Origin of the sequence: Pseudomonas sp. BP11-1-1 (genome assembly GCF_052112105.1) — a bacterium.
GTDB lineage: Bacteria > Pseudomonadota > Gammaproteobacteria > Pseudomonadales > Pseudomonadaceae > Aquipseudomonas > Aquipseudomonas alvandae.
Map to the genome: position 1 here is coordinate 141,614 of NZ_JAUTYU010000008.1, position 23,716 is coordinate 165,329.

Annotated in this window: 24 protein-coding genes and 1 tRNA gene; 20 read left to right on the top strand and 5 right to left on the bottom strand. The window is 59.2% G+C overall.

Translation table 11 applies throughout. The features are described 5' to 3' along the window. The first annotated feature begins 356 nt into the window (after positions 1 to 356). From Q7C33_RS17555 to Q7C33_RS17620, 14 genes are all read left to right on the top strand, one after another. Positions 357 to 1,106, top strand: coding sequence for an electron transfer flavoprotein subunit beta/FixA family protein (locus Q7C33_RS17555; RefSeq protein ID WP_007908338.1), 750 nt, complete (start codon positions 357 to 359; stop codon positions 1,104 to 1,106). A 2-nt stretch (positions 1,107 to 1,108) separates the two neighbouring features. Then, on the top strand, positions 1,109 to 2,038 hold the full coding sequence (locus tag Q7C33_RS17560; RefSeq protein ID WP_030137737.1) for an electron transfer flavoprotein subunit alpha/FixB family protein: 930 nt from the start codon (positions 1,109 to 1,111) through the stop codon (positions 2,036 to 2,038). A 74-nt stretch (positions 2,039 to 2,112) separates the two neighbouring features. Continuing rightward, complete coding sequence (locus Q7C33_RS17565) at positions 2,113 to 2,937, top strand: substrate-binding periplasmic protein (protein ID WP_030137738.1); 825 nt, start codon at positions 2,113 to 2,115, stop codon at positions 2,935 to 2,937. Between the two features lie 9 nt (positions 2,938 to 2,946). After that, entirely contained in the window at positions 2,947 to 3,306 is a 360-nt protein-coding gene (locus Q7C33_RS17570; protein ID WP_030137739.1) for a DUF4398 domain-containing protein, read from the top strand. Next, a complete protein-coding gene (locus Q7C33_RS17575) occupies positions 3,303 to 4,112 on the top strand; it encodes an OmpA family protein (protein WP_030137740.1) in 810 nt (269 codons plus the stop codon). Before Q7C33_RS17570 ends, Q7C33_RS17575 begins: the two co-directional genes overlap by 4 nt. Before the next feature lie 195 nt (positions 4,113 to 4,307). Continuing rightward, complete coding sequence (locus Q7C33_RS17580; RefSeq protein ID WP_181287978.1) at positions 4,308 to 5,750, top strand: aminotransferase-like domain-containing protein; 1,443 nt, start codon at positions 4,308 to 4,310, stop codon at positions 5,748 to 5,750. Between the two features lie 85 nt (positions 5,751 to 5,835). Continuing rightward, positions 5,836 to 6,309, top strand: coding sequence for a hypothetical protein (locus Q7C33_RS17585; RefSeq protein WP_030137742.1), 474 nt, complete (start codon positions 5,836 to 5,838; stop codon positions 6,307 to 6,309). Between the two features lie 147 nt (positions 6,310 to 6,456). Continuing rightward, positions 6,457 to 6,711, top strand: a complete 255-nt coding sequence (locus tag Q7C33_RS17590; RefSeq protein ID WP_030137743.1) for a YkgJ family cysteine cluster protein — start codon at positions 6,457 to 6,459, stop codon at positions 6,709 to 6,711. Positions 6,712 to 6,766: 55 nt separating this feature from the next. Beyond that, complete coding sequence (locus Q7C33_RS17595) at positions 6,767 to 7,375, top strand: START domain-containing protein (RefSeq protein ID WP_217861494.1); 609 nt, start codon at positions 6,767 to 6,769, stop codon at positions 7,373 to 7,375. A 136-nt stretch (positions 7,376 to 7,511) separates the two neighbouring features. After that, the gene (locus Q7C33_RS17600; RefSeq protein WP_030137745.1) at positions 7,512 to 7,748 is read left to right on the top strand and encodes a hypothetical protein; all 237 of its coding nucleotides are present in this window, start codon (positions 7,512 to 7,514) and stop codon (positions 7,746 to 7,748) included. Positions 7,749 to 7,950: 202 nt separating this feature from the next. After that, positions 7,951 to 8,292 carry a ribonuclease E inhibitor RraB gene (locus Q7C33_RS17605; protein WP_030137746.1) on the top strand — a complete coding sequence of 114 codons (342 nt, stop codon included), beginning with the start codon at positions 7,951 to 7,953 and terminating at the stop codon, positions 8,290 to 8,292. A 278-nt stretch (positions 8,293 to 8,570) separates the two neighbouring features. Beyond that, a complete protein-coding gene (locus Q7C33_RS17610; RefSeq protein ID WP_323155154.1) occupies positions 8,571 to 9,980 on the top strand; it encodes a circularly permuted type 2 ATP-grasp protein in 1,410 nt (469 codons plus the stop codon). A 10-nt stretch (positions 9,981 to 9,990) separates the two neighbouring features. Continuing rightward, entirely contained in the window at positions 9,991 to 10,941 is a 951-nt protein-coding gene (locus tag Q7C33_RS17615) for an alpha-E domain-containing protein (RefSeq protein WP_030137748.1), read from the top strand. Next, positions 10,938 to 11,741 (top strand): transglutaminase family protein, encoded by an 804-nt coding sequence (locus Q7C33_RS17620; RefSeq protein WP_407683850.1) that lies wholly within the window; start codon positions 10,938 to 10,940, stop codon positions 11,739 to 11,741. The genes Q7C33_RS17615 and Q7C33_RS17620 overlap by 4 nt, the downstream gene beginning before the upstream one ends. Before the next feature lie 180 nt (positions 11,742 to 11,921). Here the strand turns inward: Q7C33_RS17620 and Q7C33_RS17625 are convergent, their stop codons facing one another. Then, positions 11,922 to 12,734 carry a c-type cytochrome gene (locus Q7C33_RS17625; protein ID WP_030137750.1) on the bottom strand — a complete coding sequence of 271 codons (813 nt, stop codon included), beginning with the start codon at positions 12,732 to 12,734 and terminating at the stop codon, positions 11,922 to 11,924. Between the two features lie 609 nt (positions 12,735 to 13,343). Here Q7C33_RS17625 and Q7C33_RS17630 point away from each other — a divergent pair. The 3 genes from Q7C33_RS17630 to Q7C33_RS17640 all read left to right on the top strand — a co-directional run bounded on the left by Q7C33_RS17630 (position 13,344) and on the right by Q7C33_RS17640 (position 17,515). Continuing rightward, positions 13,344 to 14,549: an acetyl-CoA C-acetyltransferase gene (locus Q7C33_RS17630; protein WP_407683851.1), complete on the top strand. Its 1,206-nt coding sequence runs from the start codon at positions 13,344 to 13,346 to the stop codon at positions 14,547 to 14,549. 25 nt (positions 14,550 to 14,574) lie between these two features. Further along, on the top strand, positions 14,575 to 16,716 hold the full coding sequence (locus Q7C33_RS17635) for a 3-hydroxyacyl-CoA dehydrogenase NAD-binding domain-containing protein (protein ID WP_407683852.1): 2,142 nt from the start codon (positions 14,575 to 14,577) through the stop codon (positions 16,714 to 16,716). 82 nt (positions 16,717 to 16,798) lie between these two features. Continuing rightward, a complete protein-coding gene (locus Q7C33_RS17640; protein ID WP_407683853.1) occupies positions 16,799 to 17,515 on the top strand; it encodes an amidotransferase in 717 nt (238 codons plus the stop codon). A 55-nt stretch (positions 17,516 to 17,570) separates the two neighbouring features. Here Q7C33_RS17640 and Q7C33_RS17645 read toward each other — a convergent pair whose 3' ends face one another. The 3 genes from Q7C33_RS17645 to Q7C33_RS17655 all read right to left on the bottom strand — a co-directional run bounded on the left by Q7C33_RS17645 (position 17,571) and on the right by Q7C33_RS17655 (position 20,440). Further along, positions 17,571 to 18,542, bottom strand: a complete 972-nt coding sequence (locus tag Q7C33_RS17645; RefSeq protein ID WP_407683854.1) for a magnesium and cobalt transport protein CorA — start codon at positions 18,540 to 18,542, stop codon at positions 17,571 to 17,573. 136 nt (positions 18,543 to 18,678) lie between these two features. Then, positions 18,679 to 19,401, bottom strand: a complete 723-nt coding sequence (locus tag Q7C33_RS17650; RefSeq protein WP_258650058.1) for a lysophospholipid acyltransferase family protein — start codon at positions 19,399 to 19,401, stop codon at positions 18,679 to 18,681. Positions 19,402 to 19,750: 349 nt separating this feature from the next. Next, complete coding sequence (locus Q7C33_RS17655) at positions 19,751 to 20,440, bottom strand: crotonase/enoyl-CoA hydratase family protein (protein WP_030137756.1); 690 nt, start codon at positions 20,438 to 20,440, stop codon at positions 19,751 to 19,753. A 307-nt stretch (positions 20,441 to 20,747) separates the two neighbouring features. Between Q7C33_RS17655 and Q7C33_RS17660 the strand changes: the two genes are divergently transcribed. The 3 genes from Q7C33_RS17660 to Q7C33_RS17670 all read left to right on the top strand — a co-directional run bounded on the left by Q7C33_RS17660 (position 20,748) and on the right by Q7C33_RS17670 (position 22,703). Further along, positions 20,748 to 20,837, top strand: a tRNA-Ser gene (locus Q7C33_RS17660). 226 nt (positions 20,838 to 21,063) lie between these two features. Beyond that, positions 21,064 to 22,086, top strand: a complete 1,023-nt coding sequence (locus Q7C33_RS17665) for a UV damage endonuclease UvsE (RefSeq protein ID WP_407683855.1) — start codon at positions 21,064 to 21,066, stop codon at positions 22,084 to 22,086. A 119-nt stretch (positions 22,087 to 22,205) separates the two neighbouring features. After that, positions 22,206 to 22,703 carry a nuclear transport factor 2 family protein gene (locus Q7C33_RS17670; RefSeq protein ID WP_407683856.1) on the top strand — a complete coding sequence of 166 codons (498 nt, stop codon included), beginning with the start codon at positions 22,206 to 22,208 and terminating at the stop codon, positions 22,701 to 22,703. Between the two features lie 58 nt (positions 22,704 to 22,761). Here Q7C33_RS17670 and Q7C33_RS17675 read toward each other — a convergent pair whose 3' ends face one another. After that, on the bottom strand, positions 22,762 to 23,676 hold the full coding sequence (locus Q7C33_RS17675) for a hypothetical protein (RefSeq protein ID WP_030137767.1): 915 nt from the start codon (positions 23,674 to 23,676) through the stop codon (positions 22,762 to 22,764). Positions 23,677 to 23,716 lie beyond the last annotated feature (40 nt).

The window sequence follows — 23,716 nt, forward strand, 5'->3', positions numbered from 1 at the left end:
AAATCACTGACGTACGGCTTATGACTGACCATTTTGCCGTATTGACCGGAATAGGCGTTCCGGTCAAGATACGGGCGGTTTTGCGCTCGCCGTAGGCTGACTGTTGGTTTCAAGAGCACCTCTAAAGACAGGGCGAAGGCAGCACAAAGTGACGAATTGCGAAGTTTGGACGCGCAGTTTACACGCCGCGATAATGAATGACTCATCGGTCATCACTGACGAATGGTCTTCACTCCCGTGAGCAAGGTCATGTGTGGTTCATGCCGGCGTTTTTAGAGGTGCCCTTGCGCCCATGATCATCAACCGCCAGGTTCGCCCGGGCGACTTTCTTTTCACCGGAGAGTAACGAGGAATCCATGAAGGTTCTTGTAGCTGTCAAACGAGTGGTCGACTATAACGTCAAGGTTCGCGTCAAGGCGGACAACTCCGGCGTCGACCTCGCCAACGTCAAGATGTCGATGAACCCTTTCTGCGAAATCGCCGTAGAAGAAGCCGTACGCCTGAAAGAGAAAGGCGTGGCGACTGAGATCGTCGTCGTTTCCATCGGCCCGACCACTGCCCAGGAGCAACTGCGCACTGCGCTGGCGCTGGGTGCCGATCGCGCCATCCTCGTCGAATCCGCCGAAGACCTGACTTCCCTGGCCGTTGCCAAGCTGTTGAAAGCCGTTGTCGACAAGGAGCAGCCACAGCTGGTGATCCTCGGCAAGCAGGCCATCGACAGCGACAACAACCAGACCGGCCAGATGCTCGCTGCGTTGAGCGGCTACGGCCAGGGCACCTTCGCTTCGAAAGTCGAAGTGTCCGGCGACAGCGTTGCCGTGACCCGCGAAATCGACGGCGGCGCGCAGACCGTTTCCCTGAAACTGCCGGCCATCGTCACCACCGACCTGCGTTTGAACGAGCCGCGCTACGCGTCCCTGCCAAACATCATGAAAGCCAAGAAGAAGCCGCTTGAAGTGCTGACTCCTGACGCTTTGGGCGTTTCCACCGCCTCCACCAACAAGACCCTGAAAGTCGAAGCGCCGGCTGCACGCAGCGCGGGCATCAAGGTCAAGTCGGTGGCTGAACTGGTCGAGAAACTGAAAAACGAAGCGAAGGTAATCTAAAAATGACTATCTTGGTAATCGCCGAACACGATAACAAAGCGCTGGCTCCGGCCACGCTGAACACCGTTGCTGCCGCCGCCAAAATCGGTGGCGATGTCCACGTCCTGGTAGCCGGTCAGGGCGCTGGCGCCGTTGCCGAAGCCGCTGCGAAAATCGCTGGCGTGAGCAAAGTCCTCAACGCCGACAATGCCGCCTACGCGCACCAGTTGCCGGAAAACGTTGCGCCGCTAGTGGCCGAGCTGGGCAAGGGCTACAGCCACATCCTGGCTGCCGCGACCTCCAACGGTAAAAACATCCTGCCTCGCGTCGCCGCTGCTCTGGACGTCGACCAGATCTCCGAGATCATCTCGGTCGAAAGCGCCGACACCTTTAAGCGTCCGATCTACGCCGGCAACGCCATTGCCACCGTGCAATCGACTGCCTCGGTCAAAGTCATCACCGTTCGCGCCACCGGTTTCGACCCGGTTGCCGCCGAAGGTGGCTCGGCTGCCATTGAAGCCGTAGGCGCTGCCCATGACGCCAGCATTTCCAGCTTCGTCAACGAAGAACTGGCCAAGTCCGACCGTCCTGAACTGACCGCTGCCAAGATCGTCGTTTCCGGCGGCCGTGGCATGCAGAACGGTGACAACTTCAAGCACCTGTACGCCTTGGCCGACAAGCTGGGCGCTGCCGTTGGCGCATCCCGCGCGGCGGTTGACGCAGGCTTCGTGCCCAACGATATGCAGGTCGGCCAGACCGGCAAGATCGTTGCGCCACAGCTGTACATCGCCGTCGGTATCTCCGGCGCGATCCAGCACCTGGCCGGCATGAAAGACTCCAAGGTGATCGTTGCGATCAACAAGGACGAAGAAGCGCCAATCTTCCAAGTGGCCGACTACGGCCTGGTCGCGGACTTGTTCGAAGCCGTACCTGAGTTGGAGAAGCTGGTCTAATCCAGCATCTTCACTTATAAAGAGCCCGGCCCTTTGGCCGGGTTTTTTATTTCTGCGGACGGGAGTGTGGTGCGATGGATCTTCGCCGTTTGGCTGGCTGGTCGTTGCTGTTGGCGCTGGGGTGCGCGCCAGGCCTGTCGGTCGCCGCTGGCAAATGCGAGCGCCTGATCGCCACCGGCAGCCCCGATGCGCCGCCGTATCTATGGCAAGACCCCCAGGATCCCAAGCATTTGATTGGTGCCGGCGCCGATCTGCTGGAGCAAGTGGCGAAAGCGCTGGGCATCAAGATTGAAATTCTATACGCCGGCAAGCGCGCCCAGGCGCTGGACGAAGTGCGCAGCGGACGCATGGACCTGCTCACCGACGCCCCGTTGACCACGACTGGCCTGGAAGTGCTGGATTACGTGCATCCGCCGCTGCTGGAGAACGATTACCTGGTCTGGACCCGCAAGGATTCGACATTGGTGATCGAGCGGCCAGAGGATCTTCACGGGCATCCCGGCGCCTTGTCGGAGAAGGCTCGAATGACACAGGGATTTGGCGTCTTCGCTGAGCAGAATCTAACCCTGACCCGCACGCCCAACCTGACCCAGGCCTTTCAGAAATTGCTCCTGGGCGAAGTGGAATATGTACTGGCTGGGCGCTACTCAGGCCTGGCGATGGCGCAGACCTTGGGAATGGCGAATGACCTGCAAGCTGCGCCGCAACCGGTGGACAAGCCGGGCCTGTTCCTCGCGGTTTCCCATAACTCCGCCTGCAACGACCCATGGTTACGCGGACAGCTGGCGCAAAAGATGACAGAATTGGCCGCGTCCGGCCTGACAGAGGCTGTGTTGCAGCGCAATCTGGAGCGTTGGCGAACACAGTTGCAACCAACTGTCAGTGCCCCAAAACAGTAGGGAACATTAGTGACTATTCGACCTCTTTTCGCTGCCCTGGCCGTTCTGGCTCTGGCGGGTTGTGCAGCCGATCCGGCGCCGAATGAACAGATCCGCTTGACTGAGCAAGCCATCGAGCAAGCCCACGCAGTAGGCGCCACCGCCGATGAAGTGCCTGAATTGAAACTCGCCGAGGAAAAATTTGCCCGCGCCAAAGGCAACATGGCCGACGAATCCTACAAAAAGGCCCGCATGCGGGCCGAACAGGCCGAACTGGATGCACGCCTGGCCGAAGCGAAGGTGCTGACTCTCAAGAGCCAGGAGAAACTGAACGTGCTCGATACGCGCATCAAGCGCTTGCGCAAACAGTTGAGGGAGGATGCCCAATGAAGCCCTCCCATGTATTCGGCGGTTTGGTTCTCGCAGGACTGGCCAGTTTGTACGGCTGCGCGGGCCAGCGTAGCGAAGCGACGCTGGAACAGGCGAGCGCCGATTTCCAGAAGGTCAAGGAAGATTCCAATGTATTGCGTGCCGCCCCCAAGGACGTGATTCGCGCCGGCGAGTCGCTGGCCCGTGCCGACCGCTTGTCCACGTATTGGGGCAGTGGCGAGGATGTGCAGCATTACGCCTACCTGAGCCAGCGCTACAGCCAGATCGCTCGTGAACACAGCAACCAGGTGCTCAACGAGGAGCGTGCGTTGAAACTCGAGCTGGAACGTCAGCGCCTGCAACTGGCCTTGCGCGAATCCAAGCTGCAAAGCGTCCAGCAGCAGGGCAAGTTGCTGGAAGAACAGATCCTGGCGATGGCCACCACCCAGACTGACCGGGGCCTGGTGATGACCCTCGGTGACGTTCTGTTCGATACGGGTGAGGCCGAGTTGAAGAACTCGGCCAACCGTGTGGTGCTCAAGATCGTGCAATTCCTGCAGCTCAATCCCAAACGCGTGGTGCGTATCGAAGGCTACACCGACAGCACCGGCGGCAAGCAGGAGAACCTCAAGCTGTCCCGTGATCGCGCGCAGGCCGTGGCGGACGTGCTGGTGGACCTGGGCATCGACGAGAAGCGCATCCAGGTCGAAGGCTACGGCGATCAGTACCCGGTCGACGTCAATGCAACCGAGCGCGGCCGGGCACAGAACCGACGCGTTGAGATCGTGTTCTCCGACGAAAAAGGCCAGCTCGGCGCCGCCCGCTGAGGGCCGCGTCGCTGGAAAACCCGGCCCCTCAAAGGCGCCGGGTTTTTTTTGCCTGGAGATTGGCGGCGAGTGAGTACAGTTGGGCTGTCACTGCACTGTACTGTCGGGTAATCTGGCAACTGTCCCAGTACACTTCTAAACTGTTCCGGTAAAGTCCGACAAGAATAAAATGCCCGTGAAATCGAGTGCTGCGTCATGACCAACCTCCTGCTCTATCAACGTATTGCTCAACAACTGGCCGAAGACATCCGGCGCGGTGTGTATCAACCCGGCGAACGGGTGCCTTCGGTGCGCAAGATGAGCTCGCAGCTCAACGTCAGCCATGCCACCGTGCTGCAGGCGTACGCCAATCTCGAAGACCAGGGGTTGATTCGTGCGCGGCCGCAATCGGGCTATTACGTGCATCAGACGCCAGCGTTGACCGCGCCGACGCCGGACATCGCCCGGGTCGAGCGCCCCGGGCTGGTAACGCGCAGCAGCATTATCCAGCAGGTATTGGTCGAGTCGCGTCGCGAAGGTGTGTTTCCGCTGGGGGCAGCGGTTCCCAGCGTCGACTACCTGCCTGTCCGGGCGCTGCATCAGCAACTGGCCAAGGTCACGCGTTTCCACAGCCCGCGGGCGTTCAGCTACATGTTCAGCCCCGGTTTCGAGCCGTTGCGCCGCCAGGTGGCGATTCGCATGCGTGACGCCGGTGTCGTGGTGGACCCTTCCGAAGTGGTGATCACTCACGGCTGCGTGGATGCGCTGCAAATGTCCTTGCGCGTGCTGACCCGGCCAGGGGACCTGATCGCTGCGGAGTCGCCGACCTATTACGGTTTGCTGCAGTTGGCAGATCTGCTGGGCCTCAAGGTCATCGAGATTCCCAGCGACCCGGTCACCGGCATGAGCCTCGAGGCCCTGCAGTTGGCGGCCAACCAATGGTCGATCAAGGCGCTGGTGCTGACCACACGCCTGAGCAACCCCCTTGGCGGCACCATGCCGGAGGAGCGGCAAAAGCAACTGCTGCGCCTGGCATCGGACTTCGATATCCAGATAGTCGAGGACGACATCTATGGTGAGTTGATGTTCGAGCAGGGCCGCACCAAGGCGCTGAAAGCCTATGATCGATTGGACCGGGTGATCTACTGTTCGAGTTTTTCCAAGACCTTGTCCCCAGGGGTACGCATCGGTTGGATGATTGCTGGCAAGTTCCAGCAGGAAATCCAGCGGCTCCAGACGTTCAGCACTCATTCGGCCTGCAGCGTCACGCAGATGGGCATCGCGGCGTATCTGGAGAATGGCGGCTACGATCGGCACTTGCGCTACATCCGTCAGGAGTACCGCAAGAACCTCAGCGCATTCCAACTGGCGGTCCAGCAGTATTTCCCGGAAGGCACGCAAATGAGCCGTCCCACCGGCGGCTTCATCCTGTGGGTCAGCCTGCCGGGGCGGGTCAATACCCAGGAATTGCATGTACAGGCGTTGCAGCAAGGCATCAGTATTGCGCCGGGGTTGATCTTCAGTAATACCGAACAGTTCAACCATTGCATTCGTCTGAACTGCGGCACACCCTGGAACCGTGAGGCGGAGCGGGCCCTGATGACGCTGGGGCTGCTGGCGAAGCAGTTATGCCAGGAGACCGCCAACGGATACCTGTAGCAGGCCTTGTGTCGCTTCGATGTGCTTGTCAGCGCCTCATTATCAGGCCAGCATTAGGGTCTCTGCCGTAAGTGCCGTTGGGTTTATGAAAACCATTGTTCCTGCTGTCTGGGTTTTGATCGGCCTGTTGAGTGCCTTCCACATGGGAGGCGTCGCCGTGGCGGCTTCAGCGCAGGAGAAGCCGGCCGCCAGTATTACCAAGGACACGCCGAAGAGCGCAGCGGCCAAGAAGGCTCCCGCCAAGAAAACAGCACCCGCGAAAAAAAAGCGCGCGCCTATCGCTTCCAAGAGCAAATCCGCCCACGAAGTCGCCAAGACGCCACTGCCTCCGGCCAAGCTGGATCTGAGCCTGCCCCATGGCATGGTCGAAGAGCTGCAACCTCCGGGCAAGGCGCCATTACCCAAGCGCGAGCCACTGCTGCCGGCGATGTTCGGAGAGAAGCCCGGTCCGTTCCAGCTTAACGGCCGCCTGTTGAGCAACGAGATGCAATTGCCGCTGCGCAATCAGGAGCGCAACGAGGTGGAAGGCGCCGCGCTCGAGTTCGAATTCAAGCAATAGGCCGGGCGCAGTCCTGCTGTTCGTCGTTGACTGCCCAGTCATCGCACCTTCTGCGAAAAAACACGGGGACGGTAATTTAAAACACCTGTTTTAGCCGTTACTCTGTTGTTGTTACCAATCATTACCTGTCGTGAGGTATTCCTCGTCATGAAGTGCCGTGAGGGCTGTGGCGCCTGTTGCATCGCCCCTTCCATCAGTTCGCCCATCCCGGGCATGCCCCAGGGCAAGCCGGCGGGAGAACGTTGCGTACAGTTGTCGGTCGATAATCTGTGCCAGATCTTCGGCCAACCGGAGCGCCCGGCGGTGTGCTCGGCGTTTGTGGCCGACATCGAGGTCTGCGGCAGCAGCAGCGACGAAGCCATTCGGTTGATTGGATGGTGGGAGCAGGTCACGGCAGCGTAGTGGGGCAATCGTCAAGACTGACATGAACGAACTTGGACAATAAGGAAAACAACCTATGGGTTCGCTGCATCGTATGGCTGTGTTGTGTGGTTTGACCGTGTTGTTGGCGACGGCTACCGCACAGGCAGAGGACTGGCAGGTCGCCAAGGACAAGGAAGGTATCCAGGTGTCACTCAGTGAAGTGACCGGTTCCAAATACAAGGCCTACCGTGGCGTGACCGTCATGAAGACCACCATGGCGAAATTGCGAGCCCTGCAGGAAGACGTGCCTGGTGCCTGCGCCTGGATTCATGAATGCAAGAGCCAGAAGCTGCTCAAGCATGAGGGCAACAAGAGCTGGACCTACACCCAGTTCAATACGCCTTGGCCGGTGACGTCCCGTGATTCCGTATTGGAAGTCACCACCGAGGAGGGCGCCGATGGCAGCTTGACTCGCAAGCTCAAGGGCGTACCGAGTTACGCACCGGAGGAGAAGGGCTTTGTACGTGTGACACAAGTCGACGGCTTCTGGACATTCACCCCCAAGGGTGCGGACCGAATCGAAGTGACCTATCAGGTCCACACCGAGCCGGGCGGCGACGTACCGTCCTGGCTGGCTAACAAGTTCGTGGTGGACGCGCCGTTCAACACGCTGAAAGCGTTGAAAGAGCGCGCCGAAAAATAACGGCTATCGTCTATGAAGAAACCGCCCTCGAGGCGGTTTTTTCATCTGTGCCGTCGGCAGCTCAGCGGAACGATTGTTTCGCCGTCAATGTCGAGATGAAGGCAAGCCCAGCCATGAATTGATCAAGGAGACACCGATGCCAAAGTGGGAAATCACTTTCGTTGACGATCACGGCGAAGCCATCGCCGAGCAGTTCGATTACGACCAGGAGCCCACCATGGAGCAGGCTGCCCAGTTGATCCGGCAGAAGCTGCTGCCGGTACCCGCCAAGCTTGACCTCAACGACCTGGAAGGTCGCACCGAAGACCCTACGCTCAAAAGTCTCAAAACCCAAAACAGCATTGAAATCATCAGCATTAAACCGATTTCATGAAAATCCTTGTCTGGTCCCGCTTGGCAGCGGCGATGACTTGAAGCTACTCTGCAATCGAGATCAGCGAAAGGATCGCCAAGGTCCGGTCTTGTCAGCTACATGCTTGTGTCCCGACGGTCAGTTGATGCCGTACTGCTTGTAACCGCAGGTTGCACGCACGGGAAGACGGAAAGTCTATCCATCGGTCTGAGGAGGACGTTTCATGAGCACAGCCTATCAAGAAGACATCAGCACCAGCGTGCTGCGCCGCATGAAAGAGGGCGGTTTCGATTTCTCCCAATTCCATCCCATCGAGTTCTACGCCATTTTCCCCGACGAGGAGCGGGCGCGCAGGGCGGCGGGTCATTTTCGCGGCGAATCGTTGAATGCGCAGATCAGTGCTCGCGAAGATGGAGCCTGGTCGTTGGAACTGAGCCGGGTGATGTACGCCACCTATGATGACATCGGCGACTTCGAGCTGAACTTCGAAGCCGTGGTGGAGCCCCTGGGTGGCATCATCGAAGGTTGGGGCGTCAAGCAGGAGATCCGGCGCCTGCAGGCCTGACATTTTCCTTGTGCCTCACAGCAACGGCTGACCTTTGTGTCGGCCGTTTTCATGTCTGGCATGTCCGCTGTTCATCACTGTGCCCTCTCTATCTTGACTATGCTCAGGGATAGCGACGTCCTGCGTCGCAATGAAGCGAGGCAAGCCGGATAGGGATATCCGCTGCACCACAAGGGTGCCCGGCCTGTCGAGGGATAAACCAAGCTGTTGATCATAAAGCGTTTATGCCGCTGGCACGGGCCTTGCGACGCCTGAGCCGGGGTGACAAGGAGTACGGCATGATCCGCACTGGTTTTGATGAAATGTACGATGCCGACGGCCAGGTCCGCCCACATTATCGAGCGTTCGCCCAATGGCTGGCCGAAACGCCCGACGAGCTCCTGGCACAACGGCGACGCGAGGCCGACCTGTTGTTTCATCGCGCCGGCATCACGTTCACGCTTTACGGCGATGAGCAGGGAACGGAGCGCCTGATCCCTTTCGATACCATTCCGCGCAGCATTCCCGCCAGTGAATGGCGAATGGTCGAACGTGGATGTATCCAGCGGGTCAAGGCGCTGAACATGTTCCTGGCCGACCTTTATCACGAACAGCGGATCATTCGGGCCGGCATCATTCCGGCCGAGCAGGTCCTGGCCAACGATCAATATCAACTGGCGATGCAGGGGCTGGATCTGCATCGCGATGTCTATGCCCACATTTGCGGTGTCGATCTGGTGCGCGACGGTGACGGCACGTACTACGTGCTCGAGGACAATCTGCGTACGCCCAGCGGCGTCAGCTACATGCTCGAAGACCGCAAGATGATGATGCGCCTGTTCCCCGAACTGTTCGCCGCCCAACGCATCGCACCGATCGACCATTATCCGAACCTGCTGCTCGATACGCTGAAAAGCGCCAGTCACTTGGACGACCCAAGCGTCGTGGTCCTGACCCCCGGGCGTTTCAACAGTGCGTTTTTCGAACACGCCTTCCTCGCCCGTGAGATGGGCGTCGAGCTGGTGGAGGGCGCGGATCTGTTCGTGCGTGACGACAAGGTCTTCATGCGCACCACGGACGGACCGAAAGCCGTTGACGTGATCTACCGTCGCCTCGATGACGCCTTCCTCGATCCGCTGGCCTTCAATCCGCAGTCGATGCTCGGCGTGCCGGGGCTGCTGTCCTCCTACCGTTCGGGCAACGTGGTGTTGGCCAACGCCATCGGCACAGGTGTGGCGGATGACAAATCGGTGTATCCGTTTGTCACCGACATGATCCGGTTCTACCTGGACGAGGAGCCGATCCTGAGCAACGTCCCCACCTGGCAATGTCGTAACCCCGCTGAACTTTCCCATGTGCTGGCGAACCTTGCGGACCTGGTCGTCAAGGAAACCCAAGGCTCCGGCGGTTACGGCATGCTGGTGGGGCCAGCCTCGACGACGGCGCAGATCGACGCCTTCCGCGAGCGGATCAAGGCCAAGCCGCATGCGTACATCGCTCAACCAACGTTGTCCTTGTCGACGTGCCCGACCTTTGTCGAAAACGGCATCGCGCCGCGCCATATCGATTTGCGTCCGTTTGTCCTGGCGGGGCGAGAAACCCGCGTGGTGCCGGGTGGCCTGACCCGCGTGGCGCTGCGCGAAGGTTCCCTGGTGGTGAATTCTTCACAGGGCGGAGGCACCAAGGACACTTGGGTGGTCGAGGAATGAAGGAGCTGCCATGTTAAGCAGGACCGCCTCGGACTTGTATTGGATGTCGCGTTATCTGGAGCGCGCGGAAAACCTCGCGCGGATGCTCGACGTCAGTTATTCGCTGTCATTGATGCCCCAGGATGGGCGCGGCGACGGCTTGCATGAACTGGCCATGCCATTGCTCATTACCGGCACGCTGGATGACTACCGGGACAGGCACGGCGATCTGCACGCCGAGCGCCTGCTGCATTTTTTCGCCCTGGAGGCGGCCAACCCCGCCAGTATCTACAGTTGCCTGGGTTCCGCACGTGCCAGTGCCCATGCGGTGCGTGGCCGAATCACCGCCGACATGTGGGAAAACGTGAACGCCACCTGGCTGGAAATTCGCCAGATCGCCGAGCTGGGCCTGGGCCGCTACGGCATGAGCCGTTTCTGCGAATGGATCAAGGAGCGGTCCCATCTGTTTCGCGGCGCCACCTACGGCACCATCATGCGCAACGATGCGTTCAGGTTCATACGCCTGGGAACGTTCATCGAAAGGGCCGACAACACCCTGCGCCTGCTCGACGCCCGCTACGAAATGGCCGGCGACCAGGCCCATGCTGTCAACGACGGCACCGCCCACGCCTACTATCAATGGAGCGCGTTGTTGCGAGCGCTGTCTTCCTTCGAGGCCTACACCGAAATCTACCGTGACGCCCCCGGTGCCCGGCATGTGGCTGAACTGCTGTTGTTGCGTGCCGACGTCCCGCGCTCCTTGCGGGCCTGCACCGAAGAGATCGACCAGATTCTCGCCAGCCTGCCCGGCAGCAACGGTCGGCAGGCCCAACGCCTGGCGGCGGAGATGGACGCACGCCTGCGCTATACCGGCATCAATGAAATCCTCGACGGTGGGCTGCACGCCTGGCTCACCGAATTCATCCCACTGGTCCGTGAACTGGGCAATGCCATTCACAGTTCCTACCTGGAGGTCATATGAGACTCTCGATCAGCCACGAAACGGCCTACCACTATGAAGACCAGGTTCGCGCAAGCATTCAGTACCTGCGCCTGACGCCGCACGACAGCGAACGCCAGCACGTGCTGAGCTGGCAGCTGGACCTGCCTCGACCGGTGCGGTCGCAGCTCGATCCGTTCGGCAACATCCTTCATGTGCTGACGCTGGACGAGCCCCACGAAACCATCATCATCGGTGCCCGTGGCCAGGTGGATATCGACCCGTCGCGTGAAGCCGAGCACGAAAGCCAATCGGCGCTGCCCTTCCTGCGTTTCACCCGGCTCACCGAAGCGGACGAAGCCCTTCGCGCCTTCGCCCAGGCGCAGTGCAAGCAGCGTCGCGATCGTGTGGCGCTGATCGATTTGATGCACGGGCTCAACCAACATATGACCTACACACCGGGCTCCACCGAAGTGGAGACCAGCGCGGCCCAGGCGTTTGCCGGTCGCAGCGGAGTTTGCCAGGACCATGCCCATGCGTTCCTGGCGTGCGCCCGCAGCCTGGGCGTGCCGGCGCGTTATGTGTCGGGTTATCTGTTCAACGAAGACAGCGAACACCTGGCGAGCCATGCCTGGGCCGAAGCATGGCTCGATGACGCCTGGTACAGCTTCGACGTGACCAACCAACTGGCCCGTCCGGAGCGACACTTGAAATTGGCGGTAGGCCTGGATTACCTGGACGCCTGCCCGGTGCGTGGCATGCGCCGTGGCGGCGGGTTTGAACAGATGCACGCCAAGGTGCTGGTGACGCCGGCTCCGGTGATTACGGCGCAGCAGCAGTAAACGATCCAGCTCTTGTGGCGACGAGCTTGCTCCCGCTGTGTAGGAGCTGCCGAGCGAAGCGAGGCTGCGATTTTTAGATCCTTGGCTTGGAGCTCAAATGTCTGGAAAAGATCGCAGCCTCGCTTTGCTCGACAGCTCCTACAAGGGCCAGCGGGACTGGCTTAGACAAAACAAGCTGATCTATTGACCCAACGGCTGCTTGCGCCCCGCCATATGCTTCAAATACCCCACCAGCAAATCCAGCTCCGAATCCGGCAGCACTGTCGCCGAGAATCCGGGCATTTTCCCCTGGGGCCAGTGACGCATGCCCTGCGGGTCACGGATGTAGCGCTTGAGGAAATCCCCCGAGAAATATTCCGTAGGGTTGAAAGGAATGTTCAGGTCCGGACCGAACTGCGCATCCCCCGCGCCGTTGAGGCGGTGGCAGGCCAGGCAGTTCTTCTGGAACAGTTCGAACCCCTTGTTCACCGGATCATCCTTGGCGAGGTCGGGCGAGGGCAGCAGGGCAGGGAAGCGATCGGCCACCGCTGACAGGCGCTTGATGCTTGCCACCGCGTACGGCCATTGTTCAGGGCTGATATGGCCGGCTTGAGGATCGGTCCAGACCAGATAGAACGGTCCGGCGCTTTTCTTGCCGTCCCCGAGCGGCGGCCATGGCTTGGCCGGGTCTTCGATGGCCAGCCACGCCCTCGCGCCGGTCTTGTTGAGCAACGGTGCGGCGGGCAGTTCGGCGGCAAAGCCGTCCAGCGCCACGGCCTGGAGATGGTCGTTCGCCTGGACACCGGTCAACAGCGCGGCCAGCGGCACGGCGCGATAATTCATCGGCTTTTTGTAGGAGACATCTTCGGCAATCTGGACCGTCCGCGCTTCAGGATGCTTGAGCAGCGCCTCGGTTTGCCACGTACGCGTATTCGCGCCCAGCTCCAACACCAGCTGTGCGGCATAAAGGGGCGAGCTGAGCAGCAGCGCCCCCATCACGATGAGGACTTTCAAATGAGTCGCCTTCCATGTCGAGAGGGAAGCGCAAAGGGTGGCACAACCACCGTCGCTGGAACAGCGTTCGCTTACCGGCGTGGATGATGCAACTCATGAATGGTGTAGACACCATGCGCCTGTCAGCCGATGACCTTGGTGATATTCGGCAAGATCAACAGCAGTGTCGTGGCGAAGAGAATGAGTCCGGCTTGGCGAACTTTCGAATGTTTGAACATGGCTGACCCGCCTTTTTTGTTATTTCCTGAGGCCAGCCTGCATAACTCCATGACGGCTGGCGTTGCACTTCCTGTCTGACAAGCGCCCCGGCAAAACCCGACGACTTTTCTTGTACAAGCTTTACATTAGGGGCCGCGGCCGTCTTGGCTTAGATCCAATTCGTATGGACTTCTTGCTGAACGCTATAAAAAAGACATGAGGCCTATTGCCACCTTCCTGCCGGCCCTTTTGCTAGACAGCTTGCTTACCTGAATCGGTTAACCCGATAGCACGCTACCGTTCGTCTGAGCGTGGCTGTCAACGTCGTTGAGCAATGGCGTCATTGAATCCAGCGCCGCTGGGCTTATGGTTGCAGGTGTGGTTTTGTCCCAACGGCGGTTCGAGGATGTCATGACCGAAGCTTTTATTTTTGACGCATTACGCACGCCGCGTGGCAAGGGAAAACCTGACGGCGCCCTGTATACCGTCAAACCGGTGAACCTGCTCAGCGGCCTGTTGACCGCGTTGCGCCAGCGTATGAGCCTGGACACGGGCCATGTGGACGACATCGTGCTCGGCTGCGTGACGCCGACAGGTGATCAAGGCGCAGATATCGCCAAAACCGCCGCCCTGGTGGCTGATTGGGATGTCAGCGTGCCCGGCGTGCAGCTCAACCGTTTTTGCGCATCGGGCCTGGAAGCGGTGAACCTGGCTGCGATGAAAGTGCGTTCCGGTTTCGAAGACCTGGTGGTGGCCGGCGGCGTCGAGTCCATGTCACGGGTGCCGATGGGCAGTGACGGTGGCGCCTGGGCGTTGGACCCGCAGTCCAACCTGCATGGTCATTTCGTTCCCCAGGGCATCGGCGCCGACCTGATCGCTACCCTCGAAGGTTTCAGTCGCGAGGACGTCGACACCTTTGCATTGCAGTCCCAGCATAAAGCCGCGCGGGCGCGGGAAAACGGTTCGTTCGATAAATCCCTGGTGGCGGTGCGGGACCAGAGCGGCATCGTGCTGCTGGACCACGACGAGTTCATTCGCGCCGACTCGACGCTGGAAGGCCTGGGCAAACTCCGGCCGAGTTTCGAGGCGATGGGGCAGATGGGCTTCGACGCGACGGCGTTGCGGGTCTACAGCCATGTCGAACGGATCCATCACGTGCACACCCCAGGCAACAGCTCGGGCATCGTCGACGGCGCGGCGCTGATGCTCATCGGTTCCGAGGCAAAGGGACGCGAGCTGGGCCTGCAACCCCGGGCCCGAATCGTCGCTACCGCCGTCATCAGCACCGAGCCGACCATCATGCTCACCGGCCCGGCCCCGGCCACCCGCAAGGCCTTGGCGAAAGCCGGGCTGCGGGTCGAGGACATCGACTTGTTCGAGGTCAACGAAGCCTTCGCCTCGGTGGTGCTCAAATTCATCAAGGACATGGCCATCGACCCCGCCAAGGTCAACGTCAACGGCGGCTCCATCGCCATGGGCCATCCGCTGGGCGCCACCGGGTGCGCCATCCTCGGCACGCTGCTGGATGAGCTGGAGGCGCGTCGCCTGCGTTATGGCCTGGCGACGCTGTGTGTCGGCGGTGGCATGGGCATCGCCACCATCATCGAACGCCTCTGAGCCTGGACTTCAAGGAACATTTTTCATGACCGATGCCATTCGTTACGAAACCGGCCCGGACCGGATCGTCGTCCTGACGCTGGATATGCCAGGCCAGAGCGCCAACACCATGAACGCGATGTACCGCGAGGCGATGGCGGCCTGCGTTGCGCGTCTCGCCGTCGAGAAAGACTCGATCGCCGGCGTGATCATCACGTCGGCCAAGCAGACCTTTTTTGCCGGTGGCGACCTGAACGAGCTGATTCAAGTCGGACCATCCCAGGCCAAGGCCTTCTACGAAACCGTGCTGGGTCTCAAGGCACAACTGCGCACACTGGAAACCCTCGGAAAACCGGTGGTTGCCGCTATCAACGGTGCGGCCCTGGGCGGTGGCTGGGAAATCTGCCTCGCGTGTCATCACCGCGTGGCGCTGGATCACCCGTCGGTGCTGATCGGCCTGCCGGAAGTGACCTTCGGCCTGTTGCCGGGCGGCGGTGGAGTGGTGCGGATGGTGCGCTTGCTTGGTTTGGAAAAGGCATTGCCGTATCTGCTCGAAGGCAAGCGGATTCGACCGCAACAAGCACTGCAGGCCGGCCTGATCGATGAACTGGCGGCGGACCGCGACGACCTGCTCACCAAGGCTCGCGCCTGGATTCTCGCCAACCCGAGCGTAGTGCAACCTTGGGATACGAAAGGCTATCGGATTCCGGGCGGGACACCGTCCGATCCTGCCGTCGCCCAGACGCTGGCGATCGCACCTTCGATCCTGCGCAGCAAGACCCAGGGTTGCCTGCCGGCCCCGGAGAAAATTCTCTGCGCCGCAGTGGAAGGGGCGCAGGTGACGTTTGACGCGGCCCATCTGATCGAAAGCCGTTATTTCACCGAACTGGTGACCGGCCAGGTGGCGAAGAACCTGATCGGCACCTTCTGGTTTCAACTCAACGAGATCAAGGCTGGCGGTTCCCGCCCACACGGTTTTGCGCCTTTTCTGACAAGAAAAGTCGCGGTGCTTGGTGCCGGGATGATGGGGGCGGGTATTGCTCATGTCAGCGCAGCGGCGGGCATCGACGTGGTGCTCAAGGACATCGACCTGGCTGCCGCGCAAAAAGCCAAGGCTCGTTGCGCGACGCTGCTGGACAAGCAAGTCGCACGCGGCCAGCTCACCGCTGCTCAGCGTGACGCCACGTTGGCGCGCATCCACCCCACCGACAGCGATGCCGACCTGACCGGTTGCGAATTGATCATCGAGGCGGTCTTCGAGGACCGTGCCCTGAAGGCCAACGTGACTGCCGCAGCCCAAGCGGTGGCGGGGCCTGATGCGGTGATCGCGTCGAATACGTCAACTCTTCCCATCACCGGCCTGGCCAAGGCCATACCAGATGAAAGCAAGTTTATCGGCCTGCATTTCTTCAGCCCGGTGGAAAAGATGCCCTTGATCGAAATCATCCGGGGGGCTCGTACCAGCGATGAGACGCTAGCCCGAGGCTTCGATTTCGTCCGGCAAATCGACAAGACGCCCATTGTCGTCAACGACAGTCGCGGGTTTTTCACGTCGCGGGTCTTCGGTACCTTCATCCATGAAGGCATCGCCATGCTCGGCGAAGGCGTGAGTGCGCCGATGATCGAAACCGAGGCGCAAAAGGTCGGTATGCCGGTTGGGCCGTTGGCTGTTTCCGACGAAGTTTCCCTCAGCCTGATGAGCCATATCCGCAAGCAAACCGCCCAAGACTTACAAGCGGAAGGGAAAGCGCCGACGGAGCATCCCGCATTCGCCGTGATCGACTTGCTGCTCGAATACAAGCGACCGGGGAAGGCGGGTGGGGCCGGTTTCTACGAGTATCCAGAGCAAGGGCAGAAGTACCTCTGGCCGGTGCTCAAGGAGCGTTTCGAGAACACCGCCGGGCAAATCCAGGCTCAGGATATACGTGACCGACTGTTATTCATCCAGGCCCTGGAAACCGTTCGTTGCGTGGAGGAAGGCGTCGTCACTTCGACGGCCGACGCCAATATCGGCTCGGTCCTTGGCATCGGATTCGCGTCTTGGACGGGAGGCGCGTTGCAGTTCATCAACCAGTACGGCTTGCCGGCATTTATCGCCCGCTGCCAATACTTGGCCGAACAATATGGCGAACGTTTCTCGCCGCCGGCCTTGTTGTTGGAAAAAGCCGCCAGGCACGCGCGGTTCTGACGGCGGGGGCTTGCCTTGGGACGGTGTTTCAAGGCAGGCTCTGGGGTGTGCAATATTCCCATCATCGTGTCAGGTATTTTTTATGTCGCTACGCATCTGCATACTGGAAACCGATATCCTGCGTCCGGAACTGGTCGATCAATATCAGGGTTACGGGCAGATGTTCCAGCGCCTGTTCTCGCAACAGCCCATCGCGGCTGACTTCATCGTCTACAACGTGATGGAAGGGCAATACCCCAGCGATGACGAACAGTTCGACGCGTACCTGGTGACCGGCAGCAAGGCCGACTCCTTCGGCACTGATCCGTGGATCCAGACCCTCAAGACCTACCTCATGGACCGCTACCAGCGTGGCGACAAGTTGCTGGGCGTCTGCTTTGGTCATCAACTGTTGGCGTTGCTGCTGGGCGGCAAGACCGAACGGGCCAGCCAGGGTTGGGGTGTGGGCACCCATCGCTACACACTCGCGGCCAAGGCGCCTTGGATGAGCCCGGTGATGGAAGAGTTGACCCTGTTGATCAGTCATCAGGACCAAGTGACTGAGCTGCCGGAAAATGCCACGGTCATCGCCTCGAGCGATTTCTGCCCGTTCGCGGCCTATCACATCAATGACCAGGTCCTGTGCTTCCAGGGTCACCCGGAATTCATCCACGATTATTCCCGGGCCTTGCTGGAAATCCGCCAGCAGCACCTCGGCGAGAAGATCTACAGCCAGGGCGTGGCAAGCCTTGAACAGGAACACCACGGCACGACGGTGGCTGAATGGATGATGCGTTTTGTTGCTCACAAGCCGGTTTAAGCTGCAAGCTTCAAGCTACGAGCGGCAAGTTGGAGCTTGAAGCTTGTGGCTGCCGTTATAACCATCCCGACCGCTTGAAACTCGCCCACAACGCGGTACATCCCACGCCGATAAATCCGAGCACCATGAAATATCCATAGTGCCAGGTTAGCTCCGGCATATTTTCAAAGTTCATCCCATAGATCCCGGCCACTGCGGTGGGAAACGCCAGGATGGCCGCCCAGGCCGCGAACTTGCGCTGCACCACGCTCTGGCGCGAGGCTTCGAGCAGCACGCCGATTTCGATGGTCTGGCTGGCGATGTCCGCCAGGGTCGCCAGGTCTTCCATCTGCCGCGTGACGTGGATCTGCACATCGCGGAAATACGGACCCATGTTCTTGTCGATGAACGGAAAATCCAAGCGCTGCAGTTCTTCGCTGATCTCCACCATCGGCGCCGCGTAGCGACGCAGGCGCAGCACGTCGCGGCGCAAGCTGTGAAGGTTCTGGATGTCGCGCTCGTTCAGGGCGCTGCAGAGCACGTTGCGCTCAAGTTCATCGATCTCGGCATGAATGGCTTCGCCCACCGGCTGGTAGTTTTCAATGACGAAATCGAGAATCGCGTAGAGCACGAAATCCTCCCCATGTTCCAGCAGGAGTGGACGTGCCTCACAGCGCTGCCGGACGTGGGCGTAGGAAGCCGAGTGACCATTGCGGGCGGTGATGATGTAGCCCTTGCCGGCGAAGATATGGGTTTCGATGAATTGCAGCTTGCCGTCCTTGCGCACTGGCGAATACGTGACGATGAACAGCGCATCGCCAAAGGTCTCCAGCTTCGGACGACTGTGTTTCTCCATGGCGTCTTCGATCGCCAGCTCGTGCAGGTTGAACTGGCGTTGCAGGTTGGTCAGTTCCAGCGTGCTGGGCTCTTCGAGGCCGATCCAAACGAAATGTCCTGGTTTCGCAGCCCAGGCGCTGCCTTCGTCGAGGGTTATATTGGTGACTTTCTTACCGGCGCTGTAAACCGCAGCAGCAACGACTCTACCCATGATGATGGTTCACTTCTTCTTGGAAATTGGCAGTGATACAGGCACCGTCCAGCTTAGCGCGCCATGTTGCTTGAGAGTCAGTGAAATTCGCTGAGTTCGCCGCAAAAGAAAACCCGCCGTATGGGCGGGTTTCCTGTCAGGCGACCTGCAACTGCCGGTCCATCGTCTCGATGCACGCTTGCATCTGCTCGCGGCATTGGGCGATGAGGCGGGGCATGTCCTCCATGCTCAGGCCCGTTGTAGGAATCGCCGGCAGCGAGCGTATGAGAATGTCGCCACTGCGCCAGCGATTAAGGCGCATGTGCTTGATATAGGTGCTGACACACACAGGGATAATCGGCACCCCGGCGGCAATCGCCATCTGGAACGCGCCTTTCTTGAACGGCAGCAACGCTTCGCCCAGGTTGCGCGTGCCTTCCGGGAATACCCAGATGGAGGTGTCCTCATGCTGCAGCGTATGGGTGGTGGTGAGCATCGCCTTGCGCGCCTTGATCGCATTGCCGCGGTCAATCAACACATTGCCCGCCAGCCAGAACAACTGACCGAACAGCGGCACCCATTTCAGGCTTTTCTTGCCAATGCACACCGTGCGGCGCGGCACCACATTACCGAATACGAACAGATCGTAGTTGGATTGATGATTGGCGATGATCACGCAGCTCTGGGATTTGTTTACCAGCGTGTCGACCTCGGCCTTGACCCGCAGGCGCAGGAACCACATGGCAGGCAACGCATACAGCCGGGCGCATAAACGGCTGTTGTCAGGGTTGAACGGCCGGCACAGGCCAAGAATCACACCCACCACCCCCGCCAGGACAAAATGCAGGCCCATCAAACACATACGCAACGTAAACAACATCAACAAGCCCCGTCGGGACAAAAGGTGGCGCAGTGTACGGATGTGCACTGTTTTCGGCAATTGCCCCTGTAGAGGTAGGAGATAGGCGATGTTTAAGCGTATGTTTCTAAATAGCGCGTAGAAAGCGGGTTAGAGCGGCCGCAGGGTCAGGTCCACCTTGGGTGGAAAAAGATCCGGTTGACCCGTGGCGGGGCGCCTGCTTTCACTTGGCCTGTAGGAGCTGACGAGTGCAACGAGGCTGCAATCTTTCACCTGACATTGGAATTTCAAGCGAACGGAAGACCAAAAGATCGCAGCCTTCGGCAGCTCCTACATCCCGCCGAACGGGAGCAAGCGCCCTCGCCACGGTTCAGCCCATATGCTCCTGATCCAGCAGGATCGCGCTGTCCAACGCATCCAGCAGCGCCTTGCGGACCTTGAGCTTGGTGTTCTTGTGGGCGGTCATGTTGATTTTCTTCAACTGACGCGCGGCTTCCAATGCCGCCGCCTGCAGCTCATCAGGCGAGACCACCTTGTCGAGGAAACCCGCGTCCACGGCGCTCTGCGGATTAAACATCTCGCCATTGATCACCGAACGGTGGAACGCCGACTTGCGCAAGCGATCGCGGGCCAGCTCGATACCGGCGTGGTGCATGGTCATGCCGATCTGCACTTCGTTCAGGCCGATGGTGAACGGCCCCTCGACACCAATGCGGTAATCCGCCGACAACAACAGGAACGCACCCTTGGCCACGGCATGCCCAGGGCACGCGACGACGACAGGGAAGGGGTGCGACAACAGGCGGCGGGCCAGGGTCGAGCCGGACGCCACCAGGCTTACCGCTTCCTTCGGGCCGGCAGTCATCACTTTCAAATCGTAACCGCCCGACAGAATCCCCGGCTGCCCGGTAATGATCACCACCGCGCGATCGGCCACCGCCTGGTCCAGCGCGGCGTTGAACGCGACGATCACATCAGGCGAAATGGCATTGACCTTGCCGTTGTTCAAGGTCAGGGTCGCGATACCGTCTTCGAGATGGTAGGCAATCAGGTCGCTCATGACGCTATTCCTTGTAAGAGAAGTGGAGCAGACGTTACCCACCGTCGCAGGCCAGGTAAAGCGCCGTGACTGACTCACCGGTCAGCCCTGCCTTCTATAAACAGCCCGCCCCGCCCCAAGGGCCGCGCCTGTTTCCGTCGCGCGGCCCACAGACCAGGCCAGAGTTTGGCCGGTTTGCCATCCCCCAGCCGGTTTGAAACCCGGGCCAGCCTTAACCGCATGAAAATTCTGAAAAAAACCTTTGCCATCGCAAAGGCTTTCGACTACATTAGCGCGCCTCGACAGACTGAACAGTTTGCCGAGACACGGTGAAGTGTCCGAGTGGCTTAAGGAGCACGCCTGGAAAGTGTGTATACAGGAAACTGTATCGAGAGTTCGAATCTCTCCTTCACCGCCACATTCTACAAACACAAACCCCTGATTTTCCTAGAGAAAGTCGGGGGTTTGTGGTTTTTGGTGTCTGGAAAAGGGCGATATGGGAACAATCTGGGAACGGAGTCCTGACTTAGCGAAAACCGGCGCAACAGGCAAATTAGCTTCGTCACCCAATAGCCAATCCAAAAACGACAACTCAATCACCAGGATGTCTACCGCCGACACGGACTCAACGGCCAGGACCTCCCATGACCCACCCCCGCATCGGCTTCGCCTGCCAATACCGCCACCCTGATCGCGGCCTTTCTGCGGCTGCGCTAAAGACCATCGAAGCTCCCTTCAACCCCCGCACCACGACATTACGCTGGATGGACAGCGTCTCCGTGCAAATCGCCCGCGACAAGCTTCTGGAAATCGTCACGCACAATCTCGACGCGCAGTTGCGCCTCATCGCCTACGTCGCCGAGCTGCCACCGACCCTGCGCATGCTTCGACTGAGCAGCGACCTGTTGCCGTTCTACAGTCATCCGAAGGTGAGCGCTTTCTATCAAGACCCCGGCATCCAGCGCGAACTTGCCAAACGCTTCGCCGCCATTGGCGACCTGGCGCGTGCAGCGGATATCCGGTTGTCCTTTCATCCCGGCCAGTACTGCGTGCTGGGTTCAGATAAACCGCCAGTGGTGGAAAACAGCCTCGCCGAGTTCGAGTACCACGCCGACATGATCCGGATGATGGGCTTCGGTCGGCGCTTCCAGGATTTCAAATGCAACGTGCACATTGCCGGGCGGCTGGGGGGCGAGGGGATTCGTTCGGTCTGGCCGCGCTTGTCGGAGGTGTCGCGCAACTGCATCACGTTTGAAAACGAGGAAAAGGCCTACGGCGTGGATGATTGCCTGCAACTCGCCGACCTCGCCCCCGTCGTGCTGGACATTCATCACTGCTGGATCAATGAGAACGACTACATCGCGCCGGATTCCCCGCGAGTCCAACGCGTTATCGACAGTTGGCGCGGCGTTCGGCCCACGATGCATTACTCCCAGCCACCAGAGCGGCTACAGGAGTTGGGCTTCGATGCAGGCGACAAGCTTGAGATGGAGAACTTGTTGAAGGTCGTGTCCAAACGAGACCTGTACGGCCACAGCGCGCAGATGTGGAATCACTGGACGAACCAGTACGCCCTCGGTTTTTTGGACCGCTTCGACATCATGTTGGAAGCGAAGGATAAGAACGTGGCTGCGCTGGCGTTCTATGAAGACGTCCTGAATGGCTAAGACCAGGCTCGAATAGCATCAGGCAAGCGTCGAGCAGTATTAAGCAAAGGTTTCTGCGCGCATATCGTTAAGGTTCTTTTTAAAGAGCCTTAATCCATAGCATTGCTGCGAGAGACATCATGAAACTATCGATGAGTTCAGTCTTACATCTTCATGCCATTGTCCTGTGCCTGGCACTTTCGACATCGATCGCTGGAGCGTCGCCAACTTCAACCCAGCAAACCAATGCGACGCTGGTGCGCGAGGCATTCACAAATTGGCAGCAAGGCAAAGGCACGGTGTTCGATCTGCTTGCGCCCGATGCCAGATGGACCGTGGCGGGGACGAGCCCCGTTTCCGGTATGTACGCCAGCAAGGCTGAGTTGGCCCAAGTCGTCCGGTCAATCACTGCGCGACTGGCAACGCCGATTGTCCCCACGGTGCAAAGCATCATTGCCGAGGATGACGTCGTGGTTGTTCTTTGGCATGGAAGGGCCACGGCGCTGGATCAGAAACCCTACAACAACACCTATCTGTGGCATATGACGTTCAAGAATGGGCAAGTCATCGAAGTGACCGCCTTCCTGGATACCTATGCTCTCGACGATCTCATGCACCGGGTCAAACTTGTCCCCTAGGGCTTTTCAGTGAAGTGGGAAGTCCGTTATTTATTATCAGTTCGATAGATAGGCCCGTTCATTGGGTCGCAGATCCGGATCCGGATCCAGATTGAATGCTCCTTGGGTCCAGATTTGTATAGGCTTTATCACAACGCGCCCTTAGCGCAGCGGGGAGGTCTTTTTTGAGGTTTGCATAAGTTTGATCCATGTCCAGACATACGTAAAACAGGTCATTTTGGCTCAAGATTTCAATAGCAATCTCTTTCACTTTTTCTGCGATAGCGCCTATCGTGGCCGCATCAGGTCGTCCGCCCTGCGCTGAATTCTCGGCGTTAGCGGTGGCTGCAACGATCGCGTTCTTGGCTCTTTCGATGGACGCGGTATATTCATCGATCTGTTTTTTTAATCCTTGACCTTCAGTCTCCGTTTTTTGAGCAGCTGTGAGTGCGTTGTACTTCGTTTCCGCCTCGACTTTGAGTTTTTGGTTCAGGGCGATAAGTTCCTGGTTTGCACCTATTGATGCCGAGCCCGACAACTTCACTGCTGGCGTTTGCAGAACGCCTGTGAGTTGTTCAATAGCCATGAGGGCGACGGTATTTCGTTGGTTGCGAGTCAACATCATTTGATAGGCAGGGCCGGAAATCCCTTTATTCGCATAACCTTGGCAGATGGCAAAAAGCTGATCGCGAAGGAGCTGAATCGAATGGGTTCTCAAGCCAATATTTGCACCTGCTTCTGAATAGGCGGCCGCCAGTTTTGCTACTTCCTGTTTCTCCACATTCATGGACGCAGCCAAGGTTTTCAAGGCATCGGGACTCGGTTCGGAGCACATGACCTGTATTTTTTTGGGATTACTGTCCACGGAGTCAATTTCTGAGTAAATAATGACTCTCTCTTCCGCTTCGAGCACTCTTGTGTGGGTCCATGTCGCGCAACCGGAAATTGTGCTGGCCATCAGTATGGTCAACGCCGTTATCGTGAATGAACTCATCAGACTCTTCCCTTTTGTCGTTAGTGCAACAGGTTGTTGG